Below are 11720 nucleotides of genomic sequence, written 5' to 3' on the forward strand. Positions count from 1 at the left end.
TTATCATTTTGTGAATAATTAACATTAATGACACCAAAGCCTTTATTATGGAAACTTATGATGATGGCGCCATCCGTGCGGCCCGCGTCACCGTAAGCGATTTGTCGCACGGGATAACATAAAATGCTGAGACAGTTTTCAGAATTACATGTAATAATCGACGGCTGAATTACACTTAAATAGTTCAGTACGTTATAAACGTTAATGCGCTAGGCGAAAGGATTTTTTATGAAGCTGAAGACCACGATCATCGCGTCAGCCTTGTTATCACTCACCGCGCTGTCTGCTCATGCGGCGCAAGAGTTAACTCCTGAGAAAGCAGCGGCGCTGAAGCCGTTTGATCGCATCACGATTACCGGCCGCTTCAATGCCATCAATGAAGCCGTCGACGCCGTATCCCGCCGTGCAGACAAACTGGGTGCCGATTCCTTCTATATCCAGGACAGCAACAACAGCAACAACGGCGGCAACTGGCGCGTCACCGCAGACCTTTATCATAAAGATGCGCCAGAAGTGAGCAAAACACCAAAATACCGCGTATTTAACGGCGTGAACGAACTGCCTAAAGAGGAAGCCTATCTGCTGGAGCCTTACGATACCGTGAGCGTCAGCGGTTTCTACCGCAGCCAGCCGGACATCAACGACGCCATCTCCAAAGAAGCGAAGAAAAAAGGCGCTGCATCCTTCTTCATCGTGCGCCAGGTTGACGCCAACTCCGGCGGCAACCAGTTCGTCACCGCGTACATCTATAAGGCCGATGCGCCGAAACGCCGCGTGCAGAGCCCGGACGCTATCCCGGCTGATTCTGACGCCGGCCGCGCCGCACTGGCCGCCGGTGGTGCCGCAGCCGCGAAAGTCGAAATCCCTGGCGTCGCGTCTTCCGGTTCGCCAAGCCGCGAAGTGGGCCGTTTCTTCGAAACGCAGTCCTCTACCGGCCAGCGCTATACCGTCACGCTGCCTAACGGCACCAAGATCCAGGAAGTGAACAACGTGACCGCCGCGCAGATGGTGCCGTTCGATTCCGTCACCTTCACCGGCCACTTCAACAGCATGACCGATGTCTCCACCGAAGTGGCGAAACGCGCGGCCGAGAAAGGCGCCAAGTACTACCACGTTACCCGTCAGTGGCAGAACAAGAGCGGCGGCAACCTGACCGTCAGCGCCGATCTGTTCAAATAAAACCCGCTTTTCGGTTTACCATCGGGCAGCCCTTGAGCTGCCCGTTTTTATTGCCGCTTTTTTCATCGCACGTTGAATAGTTTTTTGTAAATTCCGCATATTCAATCATTGCATCTCTAATCATCCCTCCGTAAAATTTGCGCCAATTTTTAGGGCTATTGTCTATTCGCGCAGTGGTTGTTAATACATTGTTGCCGCCAAGCAGCTCCCTTCCAGTTGTTTATTCTGCGTTCAGGATCCGTCATTGGAAAAAAAACTCGGTCTTACCGCGCTAACCGCTTTGGTGCTCAGCTCGATGCTGGGCGCCGGCGTGTTCAGTCTGCCGCAAAACATGGCGCAGGTCGCCAGCCCCGCCGCGTTGCTGCTGGGTTGGGGGATCACCGGCGTCGGCATTCTGTTTTTGGCCTTCGCCATGCTGCTGCTTACGCGCCTGCGCCCGGATTTGGACGGCGGCATCTTCACCTACGCCAAAGAGGGATTCGGCGAACTGATGGGGTTCTGCTCCGCCTGGGGTTACTGGCTGTGCGCCGTTATCGCCAACGTTTCGTATCTGGTGATCGTGTTCGCGGCGCTGAGTATTTTCACCGATCGCGGCGGCAACGTGATTCTCGGTGACGGCAATACCTGGCAGGCGCTGATCGCCGAATCCGCCCTGCTGTGGATCGTGCACGCGTTGGTACTGCGCGGCGTGCAAACTGCCGCCAGCATTAACTTGGCGGCCACCCTCGCCAAGCTGCTGCCATTGGGGATGTTCGCCGTTTTGGCGGCGATCGCCTTCAAAATGGACGTGTTCACGCTGGATTTCAAAGGTGTCGCCCTCGGCAAGCCGGTGTGGGAACAGGTCAAGGACACCATGCTGATCACCCTGTGGGTGTTTATCGGCGTGGAAGGCGCCGTGGTGGTTTCTGCTCGCGCCCGCAATAAGAAAGACGTGGGCCGCGCCACCATGCTGGCAGTGCTGTCGGCGCTGGCGGTGTACCTGATGGTCACCTTGCTGTCGCTGGGCGTGGTGCCACGCAGCGAACTGGCCGACATGCGCAATCCGTCGATGGCGGTGCTGATGGTGGAACTGATTGGCCCGTGGGGAGACGTGATCATCGCCGCCGGTCTTATCATCTCCGTGTGCGGCGCCTACCTCAGCTGGACCATCATGGCGGCGGAAGTGCCGCTGCTGGCCGCACAGCACGGCGCGTTTCCGCGCGTGTTCGGCAAGCAGAACCGCCATCACGCCCCAGCGTCTTCGCTGTGGCTGACCAACATCGCGGTGCAGCTGGCGCTGGTGCTGATCTGGCTGACCGGTAGCAACTACAACTCGCTGTTGACCATCGCGTCGGAAATGATCCTGGTGCCTTACTTCCTGGTCGGCGCATTTCTGTTCAAGGTGGCTTACCGCCGCCGCGACAAACGCCTGATCTTCGCCGCCACCGGCGCCTGCGTCTATGGTTTATGGCTGCTGTACGCTTCCGGCCTGATGCACCTGCTGATGTCGGTGCTGCTGTATGCGCCGGGCCTGTTGGTGTTCATGTACGCCCGCCGCGGCCATCAGGATATCAATCTGCTGAATCGCCTGGAAAAAGGCAGTATCTTACTGCTGTTGGTGGCCACGCTGCCCGCCGGCTGGTTTATGCTGCACTAAAGTGCCCCGTCAATGCGGCTGCCCGTCAGCCGCATTTTGCTTCCTCTTTTTCCCTGCTACCACGCTCCCCCCCTTTGCACAGTCAGCCATGCGCCACGCTTGCGATCTCAAATGCAATTAATTATCATTATCATTTATTGATTAATGGTAAGACGCGAGTGCCCCTGGCGAGAGGCGTCAGGCGGCGGATGAAGACAGGCTAAAATGGAAGGCATTTCATGGCTGAGAAACTGCTGCACGCATTACCTTTGTTTGCCGCCTGGGAGGCGCTGATCGCCGAGGGCAACACGGCGTTTAATCAGCGGCACGATCGCCAGGCGATGACCAGCTATCAACAGGCGCTGGAGGGGGCTCAGGCGATCATCGCCGAGAAGCCTTGGCTGAATGCGGACTATACCGCCAGATTTGAAGCGCTGAATATTTTCGAGTCTGCCCTTGCCGCGCTGATCGTCACGTTCAACAACATCACCCATCTGCGCCTGCGGCAGAAGCCTCTGCGCGGCGTCGAGCTGCATGTTCATCGGGCCCGAGTCGCTATCGAGCAACTCTTGGCCGATTCGTCGCTGTGCGAACAGATGCAGCAGATCGCTGAGCGGCACCTGCTGCGCTTCAGGATTGAAACCCTGCACTTACTGCGCGAGCACCGTCTGCCGGAAACCAGCATCTGCGCGCCCGCTACCCACCATTCCGCCACCGTGCATTAACAGTGACACATCAACCTGAGGGGTAATCTGCCCATGAATGAATTGAATGACGAGATGAAGAAGATGCTGGCTAAACAGCTGCCAGTGCAGGCAACCAGCAGCCCGAGCGGCGTGCCCGATATCGGCCCCAAGCGTTCTCTGCGCCTCTATGATGACCGTACACTGATTTACAACGAAAATACCGGTGGCCAAACGCTGCAAAACATCAAGGAAGGCTCGAAAATGGCCGTTGTGGTCATCGACCGCGAGGCACTGGACGGCTACCGCTTCGTTGGTACACCCGAACTGTTTCTGACGGGCAAACCGTTTGACGAGGCGCTGGCATTTGCAGAAAAAAACGGGATGAATCCGCCGAAATACGCGGTGTTAATACATATAGACAGTATTTACACCCTGCGTTCCGGTCCCAATGCCGGGACCCGACTTTAGACAGCACGCGTCACGCGGCGTGAAATTTCACGTTCATGGTTAGGCGATCGCAGCAGGTCAATTGCCTAACCATGAACGGGCGGCCGGGTTGATTCCCGGTCAGCTTTTAGGGGGAATGGTGACGGTCATTCGCTCACCCACCAGGGTGATCGCAATGCCTTCCGCGCACTCTTTTTGAATGGCCGCCAGCTGTTGCGCCTCCAGCGCATAGGGCAGCTGAATATCAAATACCGTCAGGCCCTGCTGCTGCGCCAGGTCAATCAGGCGCACGATATTGGTTTCATCGCTAACCTGCGTTGACACCACCTGCAGCGCCAGCTCTTTCAACTGCTCTTTGCGCGTTTGTGACGTGGTCACGCGCGATTTCAACACCATGCCGAAGATCGGCATCACACCATAAATAGCATCAACAAAGCGCCAGTGCTTCCTGCACGATGCGGACAGAAAATCCATGTAGTCAAAACAGATTTTCTCACTGCGCGCGATGGATGCAAGGTGATTGCTGTTCATCCCCTCATTCCTCTCATGGCCAGTGTTAACCCGTGGTCTTTCAAGCCGCCGCCGGACGGCAACCTGAAATGCATTGGGGATCTTACATCCAGAAATGGATAATCATGCGAAGCTTTAACGACTTTCCGCCGTATGATGGCATAATTCCCCTATTGTTTGCCAGTCTGTCCAGGAGCTTTAATCAATGGAACACCCCAACTCTGCCCCGGTGCTGATTACCGGCGGCGCGCGGCGCATAGGGCTGGCGCTCGCCAGAGCGTTTCTCCAGCGCGGCGTTCCGGTCATTATCGCCTATCGCAGCGAATATCCGGCGATGGCCGAGTTGCAGGCCTTGGGCGCCCGCTGCATTCAGGGCGACTTTGCCACACATGAAGGTATCTACCGTTTCGCCGACCAGGTGCGGCAAGTGGCGCCCAAGCTGCGCGCGATGATCCACAACGCCAGCGCCTGGCAGGCCGAGTCACCAGAGGTGCCGCCGGAACAGGTAATGGCAGCAATGCTGCAAATTCACGTTTACACGCCCTATTTGCTCAACCAGCTGCTCGAATCCTGTCTGACCGGCCAGGGCCAGGCTGGCGCCGACATTATCCATCTCACCGACTACGTGGTGGAAAAAGGCAGCGACAAGCATATCGCCTACGCCGCCAGCAAGGCTGCGCTGGACAATATGACTCGTTCGTTTGCCCGCAAGCTGGCGCCGGAGGTCAAGGTCAACGCCATCGCGCCGGCGCTGATCATCTTCAATCCGGGCGACGACGAAGCCTATCGCCAGCAGGCGCTGGCGAAATCGCTGATGAAGGTCGCGCCCGGCGAAAGTGAAGTGGTCAATCTGGTGAACTACCTGCTGGAAAGCCGCTACGTCACCGGCCGCACCCACGGCGTCGACGGCGGCCGGCCGCTGCGCTGACGCCAAGATCCGCATGGCGCAACGTCGCGGGCCGCGCTATGCTCAAATCCGCTTTTTATATTAAAACACGGGCATATGCATAAAATTGTTTTTGTGGAAGACGATCCTGAAGTCGGCAAACTGATCGCCGCCTATCTGGGCAAACATGACATCGAGGTGCTGATCGAACCGCGTGGCGACAGCGCGCAGGCGCGCATCGAGCGCGAGCAACCCGATTTGGTGCTGCTGGACATCATGCTGCCCGGCAAAGACGGCATGACGCTGTGCCGCGATCTGCGCCCTACCTTCCCCGGCCCGATCGTGCTGCTCACTTCGCTCGACAGTGACATGAACCATATCCTGTCGCTGGAGATGGGCGCCAACGACTATATCCTGAAAACCACGCCACCGGCGGTGTTGCTGGCGCGCCTGCGTTTGCACCTGCGCCAACACAGCCAACAGCCGAAAGAAGAGTCGGTTCAGCCGCTCACCCAGCATAACGCGCTGCATTTCGGGCTGCTGTGCATCGATCCGGTCAACCGTCAGGTTACGCTGGGCGAAGAAACCATCACCCTGTCCACCTCGGATTTCGATCTGCTGTGGGAGCTGGCGACCCATGCCGGGCAGATCATGGATCGCGAGGCGTTGTTGCAAAACCTGCGCGGCGTGAGCTACGACGGTATGGATCGCAGCATCGACGTGGCGATCTCCCGCCTGCGTCGTAAGCTGTACGACAATGCGCTGGAGCCTTTCCGTATCAAGACGGTGCGCAACAAGGGCTATCTGTTCGCCCCTAACGCCTGGGCTTCGGTGCAACAATGAGAAAACTTTTCGTCCAGTTCTTCCTGCTGCTGTTCGTCTGTTTTCTGGTGATGGCGATGCTGGTCGGCCTGGTGTACAAGGTGACCGCCGAGCGCGCAGGCCGCCAGTCGATGGACGATTTGATGAAAAGCTCGCTGTACCTGATGCGCAGCGAGCTGCGCGAAATCCCGCTGAAGGACTGGAACAAGACTATCGCCACGCTGGATCTCAATCTGTCGTTCAAGCTGCATATCGAACCGCTCGGCAAACAGGAACTGAGCGAGGATCTGAAAAAGCGGCTGCGGCTGGGTGAAATCATCGCCCTCGACGATCAGTACACCTTTATGCAGCGCATTCCGCGCAGCCACTATGTATTGGTGGTCGGCCCCATCCCTTATCTGTTCTATCTGCACCAGATGCGCCTGCTGGATCTGGTGTTGCTGGTGTTTATCGGCATGTCGCTGGCGCTGCCGGTGTTTCTGTGGATGCGGCCGCACTGGCAAGACCTGCTCAAACTGGAAAACGCCGCCCAGCGGCTCGGCGCCGGGCATCTGGATGAACGCACCCACTTCGATCCCACTTCCAGCCTGAGCCGGCTCGGCGTGGCGTTCAACCAGATGGCCGACAACGTCAACACCCTGATCGCCAGCAAGAAACAGCTGATCGACGGCATCGCGCACGAGCTGCGCACGCCGCTGGTGCGCCTGCGCTATCGGCTCGAGATGAGCGATAACCTGTCCGAAGGCGAACAGCAGGCGCTGAACCGCGATATCGGCCAGTTGGAGTCGCTGATCGACGAGCTGCTGACCTATGCCCGCCTGGACCGGCCGCAGGTTGCGCTAAACATTGAACCCATCGATCTGCCAAAGTGGCTGGAGGACAAGGTCGACGATATCCGTCTTATTCATCAGGAACGCGACATCCAGCTCGATATCCCGCACGTCGGCGACTTTGGCGGCGTCGATCTGCGCCTGATGGAACGCGTGCTCGATAACCTGGTCAATAACGCGCTGCGCTATTCCGAGCAGCGTCTGCGCGTGGGTCTGTGGTTCGACGGCGACCTCGCCTGTTTGCAGGTCGAAGATGACGGGCCGGGTATCCCGCCGGAAGAGCGCGAGCGGGTATTCGAGCCTTTCGTTCGCCTCGATCCCAGCCGCGATCGCGCCACCGGCGGCTGCGGACTGGGGCTGGCCATCGTCCATTCCATCGCCGTCGCCTACCAGGGACAGGTGTTCGTCGAGAGCAGTTCGCTCGGCGGCGCCAGTTTCCGTTTCTGTTGGCCGGTGAAGCCGACATTCAGTTTAAAAGCCGATCTGGCGTAATACCGCCGGACCCTTCTCATTGGAGTCGAATAATAATGACATCTGCACATTCCAACACATCTGCTTACGATCACCTGCGCGCGCTTTTTAGCCGTCTGTCGCGTTTCGGCCACCTGTCCGCCATCGCCGGTTGGGACATGCAAACCATGATGCCGCCGGGCGGCAGCAAGGCGCGCTCCGAAGCGCTGGCCGAGCTGAGCGTGCTGCAGCACCAGCTTTTAACAGCGGAAAGCACCGGCGCGCTGTTGGATCGCGCGCAGCAAGAGACGCTGGACGAGATCGACCGCGCCAACCTGCGCGAAATGCGCCGCCAGTATGAAGACGCGGTGCTGCTACCGGCGTCGCTGGTCGAAGCCAAATCGCTCGCCGGCGCGCGCTGCGAACACGCCTGGCGCGCCCAGCGCCCGGCCAACGACTGGGACGGCTTCGCCGAGAACCTGCGCGAAGTGGTCAAACTCAGCCGGGAAGAGGCGCAGATCCGTGCGCAGGCGGCCGGCACCAGCCGTTACGATGCCCTGCTCAATCTGTATGAACCGGGCATGCGCAGCAGCGATCTCGACCGCATCTTCGGCGATCTGAAAACCTGGCTGCCGGATCTGCTGCAGCGCGTGGTGGCCAAACAGGCTAATGAGCCCTGCCAGGCGCCACAAGGTCCGTTCAATGTGGACACCCAGCGCCAGCTGAGCCTGAGCGTCATGAAACTGCTCGGTTTCAACTTCGACAACGGCCGTGTCGACGTCAGCGCCCACCCGTTCTGCGGCGGCGTGCCGGAAGATGTACGCATCACCACGCGCTACAACGAAAAAGAGTTCTTGACCGCGCTGCTCGGTATCGTGCACGAAACCGGCCACGCCCGTTACGAACAGAACCTGCCGCGCGATCTGCTCGGCCAGCCGGTCGCCCTGGCCCGCTCTACCGCCATCCACGAATCGCAGAGCCTGCTGTTCGAAATGCAGCTGGCGCGCGGCAATGAATTCCTGAAAATCTTGCGTCCGCTGGTCACCGCGCAATTTGGCGAACAGCCGGCGCTGGAAGAAGCCAACTTCATTCGCCTCAACCAGCGCGTTAAACCGGGCCTGATCCGCGTCGACGCCGACGAGGTGAGCTATCCTGCCCACGTCATCCTGCGCTACGAAATTGAAAAAGCGCTGATCGAAGGCGAGGTCGAAGTGGAAGACATTCCGGCATTGTGGAATGAAAAGATGCACGCTTACCTCGGCCTCGACACCATCGGCAACTATCGCAACGGCTGCATGCAGGATATCCACTGGACAGACGGCGCGTTCGGCTACTTCCCGACTTACACCCTCGGCGCGATGTACGCCGCGCAGCTGTTCCACAGCGTGCGCCAGGCCCTACCTTCGCTGAGCGAGGATATCGCCGCCGGCAATCTGCAGCCGCTGTTCCACTGGCTGCAGCACAACATCTGGCGCCACGGTAGCCGCTTCCCGACCGAGACGCTGATCGCCAACGCGACCGGCGAAGCGCTCAACCCACGCTACTTCCGTCAGCATTTGGAAAACCGCTACCTGTGATCTCTCCTGGCGCGGCCCTGCCGCGCCCTTTTTTCCTCTGGTTGACCTGACACTGTTCCATAGTGCACTTTCCTGCGGGTAACGCCTTGGCTACAGAGTGGCGGGTGGCCACCCGCCATTAGTATGTTGTAACTAAAAAAGCAAAAATACCGAACCAACCGGCCTCTCATCCCAATGCATGGCGGGCGATCATCGCCGCCAGCTGCGGCCTCAACGCGGCGGGCAGGTCATGCCCCATGCCCGGCATAATCTGCAATCTGGCGTTGGCGACGGCCCGAGCGATCGCCACCCCGCCGGCCTTGCGCACCAGCCGATCGCGATCGCCGTGAATCACCAGCGTCGGCGCGTCGATGCGCCGGCTGTAACGCCGCAGATCGCCGCTGCCGAGCAACGCGGAAAGTTGCCGCTGCATGCCTGCCGGATCCACACCCCGCTTCAGCAACCGCGTCACCAGGGCATCCAGCTCCGCCTCCTCCGGTGGATAAGTCGCGGTGCCAAGCGCGCGCAGAAAGGCCTTCATCCCTTCCTGGCGCTGCTGCAGCGTCATATCGGCGGCAGGCCGGCGCACCAGCAACCACAGCAGCGAAGGCGCCGGCGGCGGCAACAGCGGCTGATTGGTGCTGGAAAACAAGATGCATAACGAGGCGACGCGCTGCGGGTATTCGGCGGCCAGCACCTGGGCGATCATCCCCCCCATCGAAGCGCCCAGTACGTGAGCCTGCGGAATGCGTAAATGATCGAGCAGATGCGCCGCGTCCGTTGCCATGTCCGCCAGGGTATAAGGCACCGGCGTTTGCCAGCCAAGCTGGGCGCGCAACATCAGCAGCCACAATGGCTGTGAGCGTTGTGCCTGCGTTTTTCCTGAAAGGCCGACGTCGCGGTTGTCATAACGGATCACCCGAAACCCCATGGACACCAGGGCGCGGCAGAAGTCGTCAGGCCACAACAGGAGCTGCGCGCCGATGCCCATGATGAGCAACAACGGCGGGTGCGTCTCATCGCCCCAGTCCTCATAGGCCAGCGGCACCTCGCCCTGTTCAGTCACGCCACAACGAATCGTTATCTCGTTCATTTTAAATCCCTTTTTCCTTGTCTGGCGGTCATTATAGCAGCAATCCCCCTCGCCACCGCCGCCCTGTACATTAGGTTACATGCCGAAACCAATCACTCACGGAAAGCCGGACGCCGTTTGCCTACTATCATCTCAACGGCCCCGCAGTGGGGTTGGTACCCAAAAGTCATGTTGAGGATTCTGCGATGAAAAAAGTATTAGCTCTGGTTGTTGCCGCTGCAATGGGTCTGTCTTCCGTGGCTTTCGCTGCCGAGGCTGCCACCACCGCACCTGCGGCTACCGCAACCACCGCCACCGCTGCGCCGGCTAAAGCTCAGGTGAAACACCACGGCAAGAAAGCCCCGGTTCAGAAAGCTCAGGCGGCCAAAAAGCATCACAAAAAAGCCGGCAAGAAAGCCCCGGCGCAAAAAGCCCAGGCGGCTAAAAAGCACCACAAGAAAGCCAGCCACAAAAAAGCGTAATGTCGTGAGGGTCCCCTCACCGTTTCAGGCTTGACGTGTACGACACCCGGTTCACCGGGTGTTTTTTCATCGGGGGGTTCTCATTGATGCTGCGCCGCTACCTGTTCGAGATTGTTCTGACCGCCCTGATCCTTTGCGGACTGATCGCCGTCTTTTTTTACCTGTAGCCTGCCGCATCGCCGGCGGGAAATTATTGAAAAATCAATTATTGCCCATCCACATGGCTGCTAAATCAGTCTATAGTTAGCATTCAGTGTGTTTATGGATGATCCGTATTTGTCAGGCAAGAGATCTATGCGCATATCCGTTTTACTGTTGCTGTGTTCACTCCCGCTCATCGCTTCTCAGGCGGCACGCGCAGACGGCCCGTCCAAGGCCGAGCAAACGCGTCTGTTTTTCGGCAAAGATGAACGAATCAAGGTCACGGATACCGCCGCCAAGCCGTGGCAGGCCATCGGCCAGGTCGAAACCGCCAGCGGCAATCTGTGTACCGCCACGCTGATCTCCCCACACCTGGCGTTGACCGCCGGCCACTGCGTGCTGGCACCGCCGGGGCAATTGGATAAAGCCATCGCTCTGCGCTTCGTGGCGGGTGATAAGTCGTGGCAGTATCAAACCGACAATATCGAGACCCTGGTCGACAGCAAACTGGGCAAAAAGCTGAAGCCGGACGGTGATGGCTGGATCGTCCCGCCCGCCGCGGCCGCTTATGACTTTGCGCTGATCCGTCTGAAAGACAAAAAACCGCTGCCGATCGCACCCTTGCCGCTGTGGCAAGGCGACAGCAAGGCGCTGACTCAGGCCCTGAAACAGGCCAAACGGCTGATAACTCAAGCGGGCTACCCGGAGGATCATCTGGATGACCTCTACAGCCACCAAAACTGCAAGGTCACCGGCTGGGCCCAGCAAAGCGTACTGTCGCACCAGTGCGATACTCTGCCCGGCGACAGCGGTTCGCCGCTGCTGTTGAAAACCGCCGACGGCTGGCAACTGATCGCCATCCAAAGCTCGGCACCGGCGGCGAAAGATCGCTATCGCGCCGATAACCGTGCCCTGGCGGTGCCCGGTATCCGCGAAGCGCTGGACGCGCTGGCGACAGGCAAATAATCCTCTCTCAACGGCGCATTATGCGCCGTTGCTGTTTCTCTGCTCTGCGAATTTCAACTTGCGCCGCGCCGGCCGCTT

At 58.9% G+C, this 11720-nt stretch carries 12 protein-coding genes; 10 read left to right on the forward strand and 2 right to left on the reverse strand.

Features of this window, described 5'->3' with window-relative positions; genetic code table 11:
• The first annotated feature begins 228 nt into the window (after window positions 1–228).
• From ydgH to ACJ8IL_RS01155, 4 genes are all read left to right on the forward strand, one after another.
• Complete coding sequence (gene ydgH / locus ACJ8IL_RS01140) at window positions 229–1179, forward strand: DUF1471 family protein YdgH (protein WP_004938291.1); 951 nt, start codon at window positions 229–231, stop codon at window positions 1177–1179.
• Between the two features lie 244 nt (window positions 1180–1423).
• A complete protein-coding gene (locus ACJ8IL_RS01145; protein WP_049207475.1) occupies window positions 1424–2815 on the forward strand; it encodes an amino acid permease in 1392 nt (463 codons plus the stop codon).
• A gap of 218 nt (window positions 2816–3033) precedes the next feature.
• Window positions 3034–3519, forward strand: coding sequence for a hypothetical protein (locus ACJ8IL_RS01150; protein ID WP_060433148.1), 486 nt, complete (start codon window positions 3034–3036; stop codon window positions 3517–3519).
• Window positions 3520–3552: 33 nt separating this feature from the next.
• The gene (locus tag ACJ8IL_RS01155; RefSeq protein ID WP_025302969.1) at window positions 3553–3948 is read left to right on the forward strand and encodes a pyridoxamine 5'-phosphate oxidase family protein; all 396 of its coding nucleotides are present in this window, start codon (window positions 3553–3555) and stop codon (window positions 3946–3948) included.
• A 99-nt stretch (window positions 3949–4047) separates the two neighbouring features.
• Here ACJ8IL_RS01155 and ACJ8IL_RS01160 read toward each other — a convergent pair whose 3' ends face one another.
• Window positions 4048–4458, reverse strand: coding sequence for a hypothetical protein (locus ACJ8IL_RS01160; protein ID WP_049295707.1), 411 nt, complete (start codon window positions 4456–4458; stop codon window positions 4048–4050).
• Between the two features lie 184 nt (window positions 4459–4642).
• Between ACJ8IL_RS01160 and folM the strand changes: the two genes are divergently transcribed.
• From folM to ACJ8IL_RS01180, 4 genes are all read left to right on the forward strand, one after another.
• Window positions 4643–5365, forward strand: coding sequence for a dihydromonapterin reductase (gene folM, locus ACJ8IL_RS01165; protein WP_025302971.1), 723 nt, complete (start codon window positions 4643–4645; stop codon window positions 5363–5365).
• 75 nt (window positions 5366–5440) lie between these two features.
• Window positions 5441–6166, forward strand: coding sequence for a two-component system response regulator RstA (rstA, locus tag ACJ8IL_RS01170; RefSeq protein ID WP_004938307.1), 726 nt, complete (start codon window positions 5441–5443; stop codon window positions 6164–6166).
• Window positions 6163–7467, forward strand: coding sequence for a two-component system sensor histidine kinase RstB (gene rstB / locus ACJ8IL_RS01175; protein WP_043143616.1), 1305 nt, complete (start codon window positions 6163–6165; stop codon window positions 7465–7467). The genes rstA and rstB overlap by 4 nt, the downstream gene beginning before the upstream one ends.
• A 35-nt stretch (window positions 7468–7502) precedes the next feature.
• Window positions 7503–9002, forward strand: coding sequence for a carboxypeptidase M32 (locus ACJ8IL_RS01180; protein WP_025302973.1), 1500 nt, complete (start codon window positions 7503–7505; stop codon window positions 9000–9002).
• Window positions 9003–9168: 166 nt separating this feature from the next.
• Here the strand turns inward: ACJ8IL_RS01180 and ACJ8IL_RS01185 are convergent, their stop codons facing one another.
• Window positions 9169–10074, reverse strand: a complete 906-nt coding sequence (locus ACJ8IL_RS01185) for an alpha/beta fold hydrolase (protein ID WP_442516303.1) — start codon at window positions 10072–10074, stop codon at window positions 9169–9171.
• A gap of 185 nt (window positions 10075–10259) precedes the next feature.
• Between ACJ8IL_RS01185 and asr the strand changes: the two genes are divergently transcribed.
• The gene (asr, locus tag ACJ8IL_RS01190; protein WP_025302975.1) at window positions 10260–10535 is read left to right on the forward strand and encodes an acid resistance repetitive basic protein Asr; all 276 of its coding nucleotides are present in this window, start codon (window positions 10260–10262) and stop codon (window positions 10533–10535) included.
• A 294-nt stretch (window positions 10536–10829) separates the two neighbouring features.
• On the forward strand, window positions 10830–11642 hold the full coding sequence (locus tag ACJ8IL_RS01195) for a trypsin-like serine peptidase (protein WP_313243769.1): 813 nt from the start codon (window positions 10830–10832) through the stop codon (window positions 11640–11642).
• The last annotated feature ends 78 nt before the right edge of the window (window positions 11643–11720 follow it).

Source organism: Serratia sp. CY47444, from assembly GCF_052168635.1.
GTDB classification, from domain to species: Bacteria; Pseudomonadota; Gammaproteobacteria; order Enterobacterales; family Enterobacteriaceae; genus Serratia; species Serratia bockelmannii.